This is a genomic window from Streptococcus australis (genome assembly GCF_901543175.1).
Taxonomy (GTDB): Bacteria; Bacillota; Bacilli; order Lactobacillales; family Streptococcaceae; genus Streptococcus; species Streptococcus australis_A.
The window spans coordinates 1,126,062-1,141,503 of record NZ_LR594040.1; the positions used below are offsets into that span (position 1 = coordinate 1,126,062).

The following is a 15,442-nucleotide window of genomic DNA, read 5'->3' on the forward strand; positions in this document are numbered from 1 at the left end:
TTCTCCTTTTATCCAAGAATTCCTGACAAGGCATTTAACTGCCCTAGCATTAATAATAATCCCATCAAAATAATCAAAGCTCCCCCGATTTTCTTTAGTAGGATCATATGGGGTTTTAGTTTACTAAAGTAGGGCATAATCCAGCCCGAAGCCAAGGCCAAAACAAGGAAAGGCAGTGCCATTCCCAATGTATACACTAAGGTTAGTATAGCTCCTTGCCAAGCACCATTCCCTCCTGAAGCCGCAAGAGCCAAGACCGAACTCAAAACTGGTCCGATACAAGGAGTCCAACCAAAACTAAAGGTTATGCCAAGCAAAAAGGCTGACAGATAATGATTGGACTGTGATTGTTTGAAGGTGACTGTCTTTTGAACCTCCAGTTTATTGAAATGCAAGATTTCCATCTGGTGAAGACCCAAGAGGATAATGACTGCTCCCATAACATAACGAAACCAGTCAGCATAGAGCATGTGCCCTAGGAATCCAGCTCCAAATCCCAAAATAAAGAAAATAAGAGAGATTCCAGCAATAAAGCACAAAGTCCGAATTAAGCCTGACCATGCAACCTCTCTTCCGAAAAATCGAAAGCTTTTCGAATTTCCTTGATCATCCAATAAAATACCAGCATAGACTGGTAGCAAAGGGAAGATGCAAGGTGAAAAGAAAGATAGAATGCCGGCTAAAAAAACCGATACTAAAAATATAATAGATTCCAACGAATTACCTACTTTCACAAAATTCTAATCTTATTTTACTACAAAAGAAAAAATTTGTGACAACTTTGCTACGCTTGTCTATTTTATCTAAACTGAATATAAAAAAAGGAGCTAAGCTCCTTTCATTTTAATAAGTTCCTTCTTCACCTTGACTTGTCAAGATAACAGGACCGTCTTTGGTAATCACAAACTGGTGTTCATACTGGCAAGATAGGCCACCATCGATGGTTTTATGAGCCCAGCCAGTCTTCATATCTGTATCAATTTCCCAGTCTCCAGTATTGATCATGGGTTCAATGGTCAGCACCATTCCTTCACGGAGACGAAGACCACGACCTGCAACACCATAGTTAGGGACCATTGGCTCCTCGTGCATAGTTGGGCCGACACCGTGACCAACCAAATCACGCACCACACCATAACCGCGACTTTCAGCGTATTCTTGAATCGCTGCACCGATATCTCCGATACGATTTCCAACAACTGCTTGCTCAATCCCTTTGTACATAGCTTCCTTGGTCACATCCATCAAGTTCTTCACTTTTTCAGACGGAGTACCAACCGCATAAGCCCAACATGAGTCAGCTAAACCACCAGTATAACTTTGGGTGTATTTTTTCATTTGCTCGACATTATTAAAGTTGAGTTTTGACACATTGAGGTCGGATTTGGCAATCGGACCTCCGAGTACCATGTCAACCTTGAGCAAATCGCCATCTTTCAAGATGTAATGACGTGGAAAAGCGTGAGCTACTTCGTCGTTGAGAGAGCAACAAGTGGCATAGGGGTAATCCATGACTGCCCCATCTACTCCAATCTGTAGAGGAAGAAAATTCTCCTCTTTACAACGACGACGAACATACTCTTCAACTTCCCACATATCCACGCCAGGCTTAATCAAATCACGTAAGCCGATATGAATACTAGCTAGGAAATCACCAGCCTTGTCCATGGCTTCGATTTCACGTGCTGATTTTAAAGTTATCATTTTTTCTCCTAGTTTCTAATTGATTTTCACTGTGACATTTGCTTTTGAAACAATCTGATGACCATGATAAATATCGTAATCGATAATAGCTGAACGTCTGGTATGATGTATAATACGAGCCTGAATCCGCAGAGTATCATCTATCTGCACAGCCTGCAAGAAGTAAATTAGCATCTGCTCAATGATGAGATTGCGTCTGCTATTTGCCACCAAATCCTGTGTCATATGAGTTAAAATTTCAGCAAGAACACCATTTGCCAAAACTCCGTTCTTCTCAAGCATAAAGGGCTCAACTGTAATCACAACTTCGTCGTGATGATAAGACAACTTCTGACCAATTTGCTCTGAAAAAGTCGGCAAGGCTGAAACCTGAGAACGACTCATCTTATCCATGACATCTCGTCTTGTAATCACCCCGAGCAAAGTTTGATTGCTTCTCACGACTGGGACCATCTCAAAGTCTTCTGCTATCATCCGTTGACTGACGTTAGCTATATTCGTTGCCAATCCTGTAAGGAAGAGACTACGAGTCATCACCTTATCAATCGTTGTGCTGGGTGATTTATCCCCCGCATCTCGCATGGTAACAACCCCAACAACCACTTGGTGTTGGTTAATGACTGGGAAACGACTACTCCTGTTCTTACGTACCAAGTCCAAATAGTCTTTCACTGTGTCCGTTTCTCTCAAAAAGCCATACTCATGGCTAGGACGATAGATTTTTTCAACTGTTAAAATGTCTGTCTTAATCTGCACATTTGACAAAGCTCTGTTGATCATGGTTGCAACTGTAAAGGTATCATGCTTGCTTCGTAAAACAGGGATACCTTTCTGATTGGCAAGTTCCAGTACATCCTCGTGCACATGAAAACCACCCGTCACCAGAACTGCGTTTTCATTTTCCAAAGCCAAAAGTTGAATACGAGTACGGTCTCCGACGATTAACAAACCACCATCATGGAGATAAGAGAGAATATTCTGCTCAGTCATGGCACCAATGGAGAATTTACTAAACTCTCTCTCTAACCCTTCCTGACCAGCCAAGACTTCAGATGAGGTTACTTCTGCAATCTCTGCATAGGTCAGTTTTTCAATCGCCACTTTCTGAGATTTGACACGAATGGTTCCACTACGAGGTCGAGTTTCTACAATTCCACGGTTTTCAGCTTCTTTAATGGCACGATAAGCCGTCCCATCACTGACACCCAAGTGATTGGAAATGCTACGAACGCTGACACGTTTTCCTATTGGTAACTCTTCCAGATAACTTAAGATTTCTTGGTGTTTACTCACTGAACTCTCCTTTTATGTAACGAAATTCAAGATAGTCTCTCATTTTACGCGTATAGCGGTCACTCCCCTTGAATTGGCGAAAGAGACCAAACCCTGCTTTTTGAGCCACTTTTTGGCTAGCCTCATTTTCCAAATGGGTGATAATTGACAGCTGTCTGAGACCAAATTCTTCAAATGAAAGCTGACAAAGTTTGGTAACTACTTCTGTCATAAAACCTTGTGACCAAGAATCCTTTCTTAAGAAATAACCAATTTCAGCTTCTTTTTTGATTTCGTCTATTTTTTCAAACTTGATGGAACCAATCATTTCCTGATTGTCTTGGCTACAAATTGCCCAGACACCCAGAGGAGCCTTCATAAAATAGTTAGCAAGTGCGTACTGACTTTCTTCCAAACTTGCTTGACTGGGAAAAATAAACTGCAAATTCTCAGGGTTTGAAGCAATCTCGAAAAACGCTTGACTGTCACTAAAAAAGAAAGGACGCAAATACAAGCGCTCCGTTTCAAAAAAAGAAAACATTGCTAATTTGGTCCAAATATTCATAATCACCTCAACGGTTTAGTCTTCAACAAGTGTAATATCCGCTCCAAGACTACGCAATTTTTCAATAATATCTGAGTAACCACGAAGGATAAACTCAATATTTGTAATTTCAGTCTGGCCTTGAGCCATCAAACCAGCGATGACAAGTGCAGCACCAGCACGAAGATCTGTAGCTTTCACCTTGGCACCATGTAGAACACGCCCACCAGTGTAGAAAATATGGTCATTTGTAGTCGTAATATCCGCATCCATTTTTGCTAACTCAAAAACATGGTTGACACGTTTTTCATAAATGGTATCAATAATAGTTCCACGACCTTGAGCAGTTAGTAAAAGTGGCGTGATAGGCTGTTGCAAATCGGTTGCAAACCCTGGATAGGGAGCTGTTTTGATATTGATGGCCTTCAAATCAGACTGTTCTTCAACGAAGATACTATCCTCAGAGACTGTCATGCGAACGCCCATTTCTTCTAGTTTGGCGATAAAGCCTTCTAAATGCTCATAGAGAACATTGTTAATACGAATTCCTTTACCAACCGCTGCAGCAAGTGAAATATAGGTTCCAGCTTCGATACGGTCTGGAATGACTTGATGACGCGTCCCATGAAGTTGCTCGACACCATCAATGATGATAATATCAGTCCCTGCACCACGAATGTGAGCCCCCATGTTATTCAAAAGGGTAGCCACATCGATGATTTCTGGTTCACGGGCCGCATTTTCAATGACAGTACGTCCCTTAGCTTTTACTGCAGCAATCATGGTGTTAATCGTCGCACCAACGCTGACAGTATCCATATAGATACTTGCGCCGTGAAGTCCCTTACCCTGAGCAGACAAATTCATATTGTCTCCCTCATAGCTCACCTTAGCTCCCATGGCTTCAAAAGCTTTTAAGTGAAGGTCAATCGGACGAGGTCCCAAATCACATCCACCAGGAAGTCCAACTGTTGCTTCACCAAAGCGACCTAACAGACTTCCATAGAAATAATAAGAAGCACGAAGGCTATTAATCTTACCATAAGGCATAGGAATGTTTTGAACACCTCTCGGATCAATCTCCAAAACATCATCATAGCGTTTTACTTTCGCTCCCATGATTTCCATAATCTCTACAAGACTAGCAACGTCTGAAATATCTGGGACACAATCCAAAGTGACAACATCATCTGCCAGTATAATAGCAGGGATTAATGCTACAACACTATTCTTAGCACCGCTAATGGTGATCTCACCTTGCAATGGATGTCCACCATTGATGACAATTTTTCTCATGTTATACTCTTTCAAAATTTACTAAAAAGGTCTTTACATTCTATTATACCATAGTTCTCTTATTTTTCCCATTTCTGTTTAATAAAAATCTCTCTCTTTTTATCTTCTAAAATAGAAAAAAGACCCATCATACAAGCACAAAAGCTTGGTATGATAGGCTTTTAAAAGTTTAGATTAACGTACTGTACGGATACGCATCGTGTTTGTACGGACAGCTTCTCCAAGCGGTACACCTGCAACGATAACGATATCGTCACCAGATTGTACAAGACCTGCTTCAACTGCTTTACGTTCAGCGATTTCGAACATATCGTCAGTTGATGATGGAGCATCTGTCAACATTGGGATAACACCCCAGTTCAACATCAATCCACGTTCTGTCAATTCGTCAAATGTCAATGCCAAGATATCAGCATTTGGACGGTATTTAGAGATCAAACGTGCAGTGTGACCAGTCTTAGTAAGAGTTACAACCAATTTGATGTCCATTGAGTTTGTTGCATCTTTAACTGCTGAAGCCATAACTTCTGTCTTAGAGTTACGTTCGAAAGTATCTGAGTTCAAACGTCCGTATTCGTTAAGAAGAGTTTGAGCGTTCTTGTCAATTGTAGCCATTGTTGTAACTGACTCAAGTGGGTATTTACCATTTGCAGACTCACCTGAAAGCATTGTTGCGTCAGTTCCGTCGATAACAGCGTTAAATACGTCTGATACTTCTGAACGAGTGGCACGTGGTTTTTCAGTCATAGTTTCAAGCATGTTTGTTGCTGTGATAACAACTTTACCAGCTGCGTTAACTTTAGTGATAATCATTTTTTGGTAAACTGGAACCATTTCGAATGGTACTTCGATACCCATGTCACCACGAGCAATCATGATACCGTCAGCAGCTTCGATGATTTCATCCAAGTTGTCGATACCTTGTTGGTTTTCGATTTTAGCGAACAATTGAACATGCCCGTTTCCAGTTTCTTCACAGATTGCACGAACTTCATTCACGTCTTTTGCAGTACGTACGAATGAGATCGCGATGAAGTTAATACCTTGCTCAAGACCGAAACGGATATCATCGTTATCACGTTCAGCAAGTGCTGGGAAAGGAATTTTAGTGTTAGGGATGTTTACACCTTTTTGTTTAGCGATAATTCCGTCGTTTTCAACTTCAACTTCAAATTCACGAGTTGCATCGTCTTTAGCAACAACGCGAAGACCAAGTTTACCATCGTCAACCAATACTTGACGACCAACTTCAACATCGTCGTAGATGTCAAGAGCACCCGCAACGTTCAAAGCAATCACTTCACGAGTTGATTTGATTCCTTGTTTAGTTGCAACACGGATTTTTTCACCAGTTTTGTATGAGTACTCTTTAGCTTCACCTTCGAACAATTCAGTACGGATTTCTGGTCCTTTAGTATCAAGAAGGAAACCAACTTTTTTACCTGCAAGTTTTTCTGCAAGTTTAACAGTTGCCATACGTTCACCTTGTTCTTGGTGGTCACCGTGTGAGAAGTTGAAACGGAAAGTGTTTGCTCCTGCTTCAATCAATTTAGCAATGTTTTTTGCTGAAGCTTCAACGTCAAGTTTTTCACCCCAGTATCCGTCATCACCGAATTTTTTACCACCACGGATTTCTACCGCAGGACCCAAAGTTGCAACGATTTTTACACGTTTATTCATGATTTGTGACTCCTTTATATAATTTGACCTTTTATGGTCATTTTACCAGATTAGTTAAAGTTGATTATGACAAGCTCTTGTTCAAGCTAGCAAGTCCAAGGTCAGCTTTGTGAGGGTTGTTAACAACGATTTTGCCATCAGCTGTTAGGCTGAACAAGGCTCCTTCTTCTGCTGTTCCAAGAATTGGATTTTCAACCATTTTCTCATTACGGATACCAACAGCGACACCACCGATTCCTTGTTTGAGAAGTTTAACAGCATGTGCTCCCAAGCGTGACGCCAAGACGCGGTCACGCGCAGTTGGTGAACCACCACGTTGGATATGACCAAGTTCAGTTACACGAAGGTCACTAGTGTCTCCAGCTTCCTTGAGTTTCTTACCAAACTCATCGGCAGACATAACTCCCTCAGCCAAAACAATGATGTTGTGTTTTTTACCGCATTCATAACCAGCTTTGATACTAGCTACGATATCTTCCATCTTGAAGCCTTCTTCAGGGATAATGATTTCATCGGCACCTGTTGCAATACCTGCCCAAAGTGCGATATCACCAGCATTACGTCCCATAACTTCAACAACGAAAGTACGACGGTGACTTGATGATGTATCACGAATCTTATCGATCGCATCCATTGCAGTAGTAACTGCAGTATCAAATCCGATTGTAAAGTCAGTACCTACGATATCGTTATCGATTGTGCCAGGCAGACCGATAGCTGGGAAACCATGCTCAGTCAAGCGCATAGCTCCGTGATAAGAACCGTCACCACCGATTACAACAACACCTTCGATCCCGTGTTTTTTCAACTGCTCAATCCCTTTAAGTTGACCTTCAAGTTGTGCAAACTCAGGGTAACGAGCAGAGTGAAGGAAAGTACCACCACGTGAAATGATATCTCCAACTGAAGCAGCATCAAGTGGATAGATTTCACCGGCAACCATCCCTGCGTATCCATCATAGATACCAAAGACTTCCATTCCTTCTGAGATTGCTTGACGAACTACTGCACGGATGGCAGCGTTCATACCAGGGGCGTCTCCACCACTAGTCAAAACAGCAATACGTTTCATTTGGTTATGCTCCTTTTTCTTTTAACATTCTTACTGATTATACCACATTTAATTGGAAAATTCTTCTATTTTCCGTATTTTTAGCGATAAATCGTTTTCATAACAATTCCTTCTAATTTTTCCTGTAAAAGTGGATCTTTTTTTACAAAATGTTGGGAGGAAACAATTGTTTTCTCCTCCTCAACATACCTGATAATCACAGGAATAGAGCCTTTATATTGTTCCAAGATAGTTGAAATCTCTTTATCATATTCATGATTTTTAACTTGAATCCAGAATCGTTCAGCCACTGCTTCTTTCAAATCTTGTGCAATCATTTGCAGACGACCATCTCGAGATTGAACCTTCCCATTGATATAGTAAAATTTCCCTTCGGATAAAATGGAAGCGAATTTTCGATATTGGTCAGAAAATACAGTTACATCCAGCCTAGACTTACTGTCATGAACCTGTAGAAAGGCCATACTCTCGCCTTTCTTAGTTCGAATGACTTTTATTTTTTGCACTTCAACTAGGAGAATGGCTTGAGCTCCCTCGGTTAGATTAGTGATTGGAGTCGTCGGATATAGGGCTTGTTTGGCAAGAGTCTGGAGAGGATGGGCACTGATACCTACCCCGATCAGTTCCTGCTCCTTGTAAAATTTCTCCGCCTCTGTAAAATCATCAGCCTCAGTCCAACTATAGTTTGCATTCGCAAAGAGTCCTCCTAACTCCTCAACAAAAACAAACAAATTGGGCAGGTTCACTAAGATTTTCTGACGATTCTTGTCAAATTCATCAAAGAGCCCCAGTTCAACCAATGGAGTCAAAAGCGACAGTTTCTTGTAATTCTTGGGAAGACGTGTGACAAAATCTTCAATGCTTGAGAAGGGACGATTTTCAATAATCCAGTAAGACAAATCTCTTGGCATGCCCTTAATGGCTTTTAGACCAAGATAGATTTTCTTCTGAGCAATCTTATCATGATAGGGAATGCTGTTGATTGCTAAAGGCGCTACATCAAATCCCATCTGCAGAGCATCTACAATATAATCGCTGCTAGAATAATTCAACATGACTTGAAAGAAAATAGCAGGATAATGCGTCTTGAAATAAGCAAGTTGGAATGCCAGTGCTGAGTAAGCATAGGCATGAGATCTATTAAATCCATAGCCTGCAAACTTTTCCATCACTGCAAAAACTTGGTTGGCTTTTTCTTCTGAATGCCCAAGTTTCATAGCCCCTGTGATAAAATCTTCCTTCATCAAATGCATCTCTTTAGCATTTTTCTTACCCATGGCTCGTCTGAGGATATCGGCTTTGCCAAGGCTGAAACCTCCAAAGCGCTGAGCCACCTGCATGACTTGCTCTTGATAGAGCATGATACCGTAGGTTGATGAAAGGATGTCTTCCAAGGCAGGATCCAGCACCGTCACCTTTTCTTTGCCGTGCTTTCGAGCGACAAAGTTATCAATATAATCACTAGCACCTGGTCTGTTGAGAGAAGTCGTTGCCACCACTTCTTCGAAAACTTGCGGCTTGACTCGTTTCAAGAGTCGAATGGCACCAGGTTGTTCAAATTGGAAAATACCTTTAGTATTTCCAGCTGCAAAGAGAGCCAAGGTTTCTTCGTCTTCCAGATCAATTTCTTCGATTTTTAGATGTATACCTTCTGATTCCGCAAGCAATTCCTGCATTTTTTGTACGAAAGTCAGGTTACGTAAACCGAGGAAATCCATTTTTAGAAGGCCATTAGCTTCAACACCATGAGCATCATACTGGGTGATCAGCATATCCTCACCGTATTTGAGAGGAATATAGTCCGTCAAGTCTTGGTCGCTCATAACGACTCCGGCTGCATGGATAGAGGTCTGACGTGGATAACCTTCAATCTTTCGAGCAATCTCAAAAGCTTTTTGGTATTCAATCTTACTATTGATTAACTGCCTAAACTGTAAATTCTTTTCATAGGCCGTGGTTAAGGTATCTCGAAAACTGATCTTTTTCGTAATATTTGTTAATTCGTACTCAGGAACACCATAACGTTTGAAAACATCACGAATTGCTTGTTTTGCTCCAAAGGTCGAATAAGTGACAATCTGCGCCACGTGTTGACTGCCATACCGATCACGAACATAACGAATAAACTCTGGTCTATAAAGGTCTGGAATATCAATATCAATATCAGGCATAGTGTAGCGCTCACGATTTAAAAAGCGCTCGAAAATCAAGTTCTTCTCAACTGGATCAATCCCTGTGATATCAAGTGAGTAGGCGACCAAACTACCCACAGCAGACCCGCGCCCCATTCCCATATAGTAGCCTTGTGATCGTCCAAAACGGAGCAAATCCCAAACCACTAGGAAGTAGTCGTCAAATCCCATATCATGAATCACAGCCAATTCTTCATTCAGTCGCTCACGATAGATAGCTGAGCTTAACCCCTTGTCAATCAACCCTTGTTCAGCTCTCTCTCGAAGTTCTTCTACCGCTGATCTTTCCGGGTTAAAGCGAGGGAGTTTTAAACTTGGATCAAGTTGGTAGCTAACATTCTCTATCAGTCCTTGAAGATTGGCAAGTGCCTGAGGGAAGTGATTTTTAAATCTAGCTTCTAAGTCTGATGCGGTTAGAAAGATCCCTTGTTGTGAATGCACATCCACTTCTCTCAGACTGACATTATCCTTGATTGCCGATAGGATTTGCAAAACCTGTAGGTCTTCTTTCTCAAAAGAGTTGACCTGATACAGTGGGAGAATGGGTTTCGTAAAGACTTCTTGGTGAGTATCGGGACTAACACCGATAAAATAATCGTGACCCAAATCCAGCTGTTCGATTCCATCAAAATAGGGAACAATAACAGCAATATCCTCAAGGTGACTGGTAAAGTCAGACCAATTTTTTCGACCAGTCATTTTTAGAGTGGATAACTTCATCAACTCTTGGTAACCTTTAGTAGATAGGGCTAGAAAACGGAAAGAAATCGCCTTCTCGTCTATAATCAAGGTCATTTCAAGACCAATTAAAGGTTGGATTCCATATTTTCGAGTCACTTCTAAAAAGTGATAGGCTCCATAGAGATTATCCACATCCATAATAGCAAGGTGAGAATAGCCATATTCTTTAGCTGTATGTACATATTTTTCAATAGAAACCACACTTTCCATAAAACTGTAAACAGTCTTGGTGTCGAGCTGCGCAATCATTCCATCTCCTCCTTGCTTTAGATATACTACTATTATACCATTTTAAAAACTAGAATGAAAAGGTAGAAGACCATTCCTTTTAAAGTGACTTCATCACAGGTCAACAATATCTTTTTTACCTTATTTTTGATATACTAAATTTAGAATATTTTCAAAGGAGAGCGCCATGCGTTTTAATCAATTCAGCTACTTGCCCGTTTCTCATTCGCAAGTTTTGCGCGAGTTATCCCAACTTGGTTTGAAGCTGGTACCAGAACAATCATCAAAAAAACAACTTGAACAATTTGTCCGCTGGAGTTTTTTCACTTATACCAATACCGATTATGCTCTATCCACCCTAGCTGCAGATAGAGAAACGGATCTACTAAGCTTCTTTCAGTCTGATAAAGAGTTGACAGCTGATATTTTCTACACAGTAGTTTTTCAACTTTTAGGATTTAGCTACCTTGTTGACTTTGAGGATGCCGAACAGTTCCGTAAAGAAACTGGTTTTCCTATTGTTTATGGAGATCTCATTGAAAATCTTTATCAGTTACTCAATACGCGAACCAAAAAAGGAAATACGCTCATCGATCAGCTTGTTAGTGATGGACTCATTTCAGAAGATAATCACTACCACTACTTTAACGGTAAAAGCTTGGCAACCTTCTCTACTCATGATGTCATTCGTGAAGTCGTGTATGTCGAGAGTCGTGTGGATACTGATAAAGACGGACTCCCTGATTTAGTCAAGGTTAGCATTATTCGTCCACGTTATGATGGACAAGTCCCTGCTCTTATGACTGCCAGTCCTTATCACCAAGGCACCAATGATAAAGCCAGCGACAAGGCTCTCTACAAAATGGAAGGAGAGCTTGAGGTCAAACCTGCCCACACCATTGAGTTCGAGGAGCCTAAGCTGAATGTAGTCGAACCTCATGGTCAAGCAGAAGTCGTCTCAGAAGCTGAAGAAAAACTATCTCATATCAATAGTTCATATACTCTCAACGACTACTTCCTTCCCCGAGGATTTGCCAATCTCTATGTATCGGGCGTTGGAACCAAAGATTCCCAAGGTCTCATGACCAATGGGGACTACCAGCAGATTGAGGCATATAAAAATGTCATTGATTGGCTCAATGGGCGTTGTCGTGCTTTCACAGACCACACGCGCAAGCGCCAAGTTAAGGCCAACTGGTCAAACGGCAAAGTCGCAACAACAGGAATTTCCTATCTAGGTACCATGTCCAATGGTCTTGCAACCACAGGTGTTGATGGCTTGGAAGTGATTATCGCTGAAGCAGGTATTTCCTCTTGGTATAACTACTATCGTGAAAATGGCCTAGTGACTAGCCCAGGTGGTTATCCAGGTGAGGATTTTGACTCACTTGCTGAATTGACTTACTCCCGCAATCTCCTAGCTGGTGACTATATCCGTGGTAATGAAACTCATCACGCAGACTTAGAAAAGGTAAAAGAGCTTCTTGATCGCAAGACTGGTGACTACAATCAGTTTTGGTATGACCGCAACTATCTGCTCAATGCTCACAAGGTTCAAGCTGAGGTTGTCTTTACGCATGGTTCTCAGGATTGGAATGTCAAACCTCTTCATGTTTACCAGATGTTTCATGCCCTTCCTAGCCATATCAATAAGCACCTCTTTTTCCATCATGGTGCCCATGTCTATATGAACAACTGGCAGTCGATTGACTTCCGCGAGTCCATGAATACCTTGTTAAGTAAGAAATTGTTGGGACTTGACTCAGACTATCAACTTCCGACTGTTATCTGGCAGGACAATACCGAACCGCAAACATGGCAAAGTCTTGATGACTTTGGCAAGCAAGATGAACTGCATACCTTCTCTCTTGGTAATGAGGAAAAAGTGATTCAAAACCAGTATGATCAAAAAGATTTTGATCGTTATGGTAAGACTTACCAGACTTTCAACACAGAACTTTACCAAGGAAAAGCTAATCAGATCACCATTGACCTTCCAGTAAGTCAAGACATTCACTTAAATGGGCGAGTGGAGCTGAAACTTCATGTCAAATCGAGTACAAACAAGGGCTTATTATCAGCCCAACTGTTAGAACTTGGACAAAAGAAATATCTGCAGCCTTATCCAGCTGTTTTAAGTGCTAGAACCATTGACAACGGTCGCTACCACATGCTTGAAAATCTCTGCGAACTACCATTCAATCCAAGTGCCCAACGTGTCATCTCCAAAGGCTACCTTAATTTACAAAACCGAAGTGACCTCTTAAAGATTGACAATATCCAACCAAATGAATGGATGGACTTCAAGCTAGAGCTGCAACCAACTATTTACAAGCTGAAAAAAGGTGACACACTTCGCCTTGTTCTCTATACTACCGACTTTGAAATCACTGTCCGTGATAATACAGACTATCACTTAACAGTCGATCTCACACAATCCTCCATCACCATCCCCTCATAAAAGGAGTCAGCCTCATATGAATAAATCTGAACATAGACACCAACTCATCCGTGCGCTTGTAGCCAAAAATAAGATTCATACACAGGCAGAGTTGCAAGCTTTACTAGCTGAAAACGACATCCAAGTCACACAGGCTACTCTCTCACGCGATATCAAAACCATGAATCTATCAAAGGTTCGCGAAGCAGATCATTCTTATTATGTTTTAAATACTGGTTCCATCTCCAAATGGGAAAAACGCTTGGAAAACTATATGGAAGATGGCTTAGTCATGCTACGTCCTGTCCAGCATCAGGTTGTCCTCAAAACCTTGCCAGGCCTTGCCCAATCGTTTGGAGCTGTTCTCGATGCTCTCAATTTTAAACAAATCATTGCCACAGTATGTGGTGATGACGTCTGCCTTCTTATCTGTGAAAATGCCGAAGAAGCACAGACTTGCTTTGAAATTCTTAAAAAATTTGCGCCACCATTTTTCTTCAATGACTAAAAAATTCCCCGTGATGAATACAATCACGGGGTTCTGTTTTATCAATGTCGATAGGCTATTTTTCTTCTTTATCAGCCTTCTCATTGCTTTTTTTTTCTCGTGCTAATCTAAGAGCACGTTTGGGATTGAGACGATTAAACAATTCTTCTAGTTTCTTTTCATTCCATACATCTGCTGCAGAAACAAAATTTCCATCTGCATCTCGGAATGATATCGGTTTATCTCCCATATCTGTCTCCTAGTCTACAAATTCAAACTCAAATTTACCGATTCGAACCAAGTCTCCATCCTTAGCTCCACGCGCACGAAGGGCTTCATCTACCCCCATACCACGTAACTGACGAGCAAACTTCATGACAGACTCATCACGGTCAAAGTTAGTCATGTTAAAGAGTTTCATGAGTTTTTCACCAGAAAGCACCCATGTCGCATCATCATCACGACTAATCTCAAAGGCTTTTTCTTCCTCATCCAAGCCATAGTAAGCTTCTTCTTCCATATCGGATTCATCATAAATCGGAAATTCTGGAGTCTTGTCCAACAATTCAGCTGTCGCATCCAAAAGAGTAGCCAAACCTTGCTTAGTCAATCCAGAAATAGGGAAGATAGCTGGAAGTTCCTCGAACTCGTCGTAGTTTGCAGCCAACTTTTCCTTGAAAGTTTTAAGATTTTCCTGACTTTCAGGCATATCCATCTTGTTGGCTACGATGATCTGCGGACGTTCCATGAGACGAAGGTTGTATGATTCCAACTCTTTATTGATAGCAAGGTAATCTTCGTAAGGATCACGACCTTCGCTAGCCGACATATCGACGATATGAAGGATGACTCGAGTGCGTTCAATATGACGAAGGAACTGAGTCCCCAAGCCGACACCCTGGCTAGCTCCCTCAATCAAACCTGGCAGGTCCGCTACGGCAAACGATTCACCTGACTGGGTACGAACCATCCCAAGATTTGGGACAATTGTCGTAAAGTGGTAGGCACCAATCTTTGGTTTGGCTGAAGTAATGACACTAAGCAGAGTTGACTTTCCAACAGATGGGAAACCTACCAGACCGACATCCGCCAAGATTTTTAATTCTAGTTGCAACTCACGTTCTTGACCTGGCTCCCCATTCTCAGAAATCTCAGGTGCAGGATTTTTTGGTGTCGCAAAACGGATGTTTCCTCGACCACCTCGACCACCATGGGCCACGATAAATTCTTGACCATGTGCAATCAAGTCTGTAATGACTTTACCTGTTTCTGCATCACGTACAGTCGTTCCTTGTGGTACGCGAACACGAAGATCTTCTGCACCACGTCCATGCATTCCTTTAGTCATTCCTTTTTCACCAGATTCGGCCTTGAAATGACGGTTATAGCGGAAATCCATCAAGGTACGCAAGCCTTCGTCCACAACGAAAACGACGTTACCTCCACGTCCACCATCACCACCCCAAGGACCGCCATTCGGGACATACTTTTCACGGCGAAAGGCAACCATGCCATCGCCACCATTACCAGCCTTGACCTTGATCTTGGCTGTATCTAAAAACATACTCATATTTTCTTCTCACTTTAAAAAGGACTGGAAAATCCAGTCATTAGTTATTGTTTCTATCTTAGCAACTTGCTTAGAATCTGCTAAAAGCTCCAAGCGCTGTCGCAAAGATACCAGCAAGGGTTACAAACAACATAATTAGCACGACAAAAAGCGTTACTTTTTCAAACATTGTTTTTTTACGTTTTCCATTATCTCCAAAAGCCATCTGGACTCCTT

At 41.5% G+C, this 15,442-nt stretch carries 13 protein-coding genes; 2 read left to right on the forward strand and 11 right to left on the reverse strand.

All coding sequences use genetic code 11. The features are described from left to right. Positions 1-8: 8 nt before the first annotated feature. From ccdA2 to FGK98_RS05655, 8 genes are all read right to left on the reverse strand, one after another. The gene (ccdA2, locus tag FGK98_RS05620; protein WP_138100413.1) at positions 9-716 is read right to left on the reverse strand and encodes a thiol-disulfide oxidoreductase-associated membrane protein CcdA2; all 708 of its coding nucleotides are present in this window, start codon (positions 714-716) and stop codon (positions 9-11) included. A 127-nt stretch (positions 717-843) separates the two neighbouring features. Next, on the reverse strand, positions 844-1,704 hold the full coding sequence (locus FGK98_RS05625) for a methionyl aminopeptidase (RefSeq protein ID WP_125395049.1): 861 nt from the start codon (positions 1,702-1,704) through the stop codon (positions 844-846). Between the two features lie 15 nt (positions 1,705-1,719). Next, on the reverse strand, positions 1,720-2,997 hold the full coding sequence (gene spxR / locus FGK98_RS05630) for a CBS-HotDog domain-containing transcription factor SpxR (RefSeq protein ID WP_138100414.1): 1,278 nt from the start codon (positions 2,995-2,997) through the stop codon (positions 1,720-1,722). After that, complete coding sequence (locus tag FGK98_RS05635; protein WP_138100415.1) at positions 2,990-3,541, reverse strand: GNAT family N-acetyltransferase; 552 nt, start codon at positions 3,539-3,541, stop codon at positions 2,990-2,992. Before FGK98_RS05635 ends, spxR begins: the two co-directional genes overlap by 8 nt. Positions 3,542-3,556: 15 nt before the next feature. Further along, the gene (locus FGK98_RS05640; protein WP_093585086.1) at positions 3,557-4,816 is read right to left on the reverse strand and encodes a UDP-N-acetylglucosamine 1-carboxyvinyltransferase; all 1,260 of its coding nucleotides are present in this window, start codon (positions 4,814-4,816) and stop codon (positions 3,557-3,559) included. Positions 4,817-4,990: 174 nt separating this feature from the next. Beyond that, positions 4,991-6,496, reverse strand: coding sequence for a pyruvate kinase (pyk, locus tag FGK98_RS05645; protein ID WP_001042794.1), 1,506 nt, complete (start codon positions 6,494-6,496; stop codon positions 4,991-4,993). A 64-nt stretch (positions 6,497-6,560) separates the two neighbouring features. Next, complete coding sequence (pfkA, locus tag FGK98_RS05650; protein ID WP_038805109.1) at positions 6,561-7,568, reverse strand: 6-phosphofructokinase; 1,008 nt, start codon at positions 7,566-7,568, stop codon at positions 6,561-6,563. 80 nt (positions 7,569-7,648) lie between these two features. Then, entirely contained in the window at positions 7,649-10,750 is a 3,102-nt protein-coding gene (locus tag FGK98_RS05655; RefSeq protein ID WP_138100416.1) for a DNA polymerase III subunit alpha, read from the reverse strand. A gap of 166 nt (positions 10,751-10,916) precedes the next feature. On the opposite strand from FGK98_RS05655, the gene FGK98_RS05660 reads away from it, so the two are divergent. Then, complete coding sequence (locus tag FGK98_RS05660) at positions 10,917-13,190, forward strand: Xaa-Pro dipeptidyl-peptidase (RefSeq protein ID WP_138100417.1); 2,274 nt, start codon at positions 10,917-10,919, stop codon at positions 13,188-13,190. A gap of 16 nt (positions 13,191-13,206) precedes the next feature. Next, positions 13,207-13,677, forward strand: a complete 471-nt coding sequence (locus FGK98_RS05665; protein WP_001043006.1) for an arginine repressor — start codon at positions 13,207-13,209, stop codon at positions 13,675-13,677. Positions 13,678-13,732: 55 nt separating this feature from the next. Here the strand turns inward: FGK98_RS05665 and FGK98_RS05670 are convergent, their stop codons facing one another. The 3 genes from FGK98_RS05670 to FGK98_RS05680 all read right to left on the reverse strand — a co-directional run bounded on the left by FGK98_RS05670 (position 13,733) and on the right by FGK98_RS05680 (position 15,431). Continuing rightward, complete coding sequence (locus FGK98_RS05670) at positions 13,733-13,906, reverse strand: hypothetical protein (protein ID WP_125847303.1); 174 nt, start codon at positions 13,904-13,906, stop codon at positions 13,733-13,735. Between the two features lie 9 nt (positions 13,907-13,915). Continuing rightward, on the reverse strand, positions 13,916-15,226 hold the full coding sequence (gene obgE, locus FGK98_RS05675; RefSeq protein WP_138100418.1) for a GTPase ObgE: 1,311 nt from the start codon (positions 15,224-15,226) through the stop codon (positions 13,916-13,918). Between the two features lie 70 nt (positions 15,227-15,296). Further along, positions 15,297-15,431 carry a DUF4044 domain-containing protein gene (locus FGK98_RS05680; RefSeq protein WP_000863854.1) on the reverse strand — a complete coding sequence of 45 codons (135 nt, stop codon included), beginning with the start codon at positions 15,429-15,431 and terminating at the stop codon, positions 15,297-15,299. Positions 15,432-15,442: the final 11 nt, after the last annotated feature.

What these genes read in the sequence shown, in the direction of transcription:
- obgE (WP_138100418.1), bottom strand. Translation starts at nt 15,226, where the DNA reads ATGAGTATGTTTTTAGATACAGCCAAGATCAAGGTCAAGGCTGGTAAT.
- FGK98_RS05640 (WP_093585086.1), bottom strand. Translation starts at nt 4,816, where the DNA reads ATGAGAAAAATTGTCATCAATGGTGGACATCCATTGCAAGGTGAGATC.
- FGK98_RS05670 (WP_125847303.1), bottom strand. Translation starts at nt 13,906, where the DNA reads ATGGGAGATAAACCGATATCATTCCGAGATGCAGATGGAAATTTTGTT.
- FGK98_RS05660 (WP_138100417.1), top strand. Translation starts at nt 10,917, where the DNA reads ATGCGTTTTAATCAATTCAGCTACTTGCCCGTTTCTCATTCGCAAGTT.
- FGK98_RS05635 (WP_138100415.1), bottom strand. Translation starts at nt 3,541, where the DNA reads ATGAATATTTGGACCAAATTAGCAATGTTTTCTTTTTTTGAAACGGAG.
- FGK98_RS05680 (WP_000863854.1), bottom strand. Translation starts at nt 15,431, where the DNA reads ATGGCTTTTGGAGATAATGGAAAACGTAAAAAAACAATGTTTGAAAAA.
- FGK98_RS05655 (WP_138100416.1), bottom strand. Translation starts at nt 10,750, where the DNA reads ATGATTGCGCAGCTCGACACCAAGACTGTTTACAGTTTTATGGAAAGT.
- pfkA (WP_038805109.1), bottom strand. Translation starts at nt 7,568, where the DNA reads ATGAAACGTATTGCTGTTTTGACTAGTGGTGGAGACGCCCCTGGTATG.
- FGK98_RS05665 (WP_001043006.1), top strand. Translation starts at nt 13,207, where the DNA reads ATGAATAAATCTGAACATAGACACCAACTCATCCGTGCGCTTGTAGCC.
- FGK98_RS05625 (WP_125395049.1), bottom strand. Translation starts at nt 1,704, where the DNA reads ATGATAACTTTAAAATCAGCACGTGAAATCGAAGCCATGGACAAGGCT.
- pyk (WP_001042794.1), bottom strand. Translation starts at nt 6,496, where the DNA reads ATGAATAAACGTGTAAAAATCGTTGCAACTTTGGGTCCTGCGGTAGAA.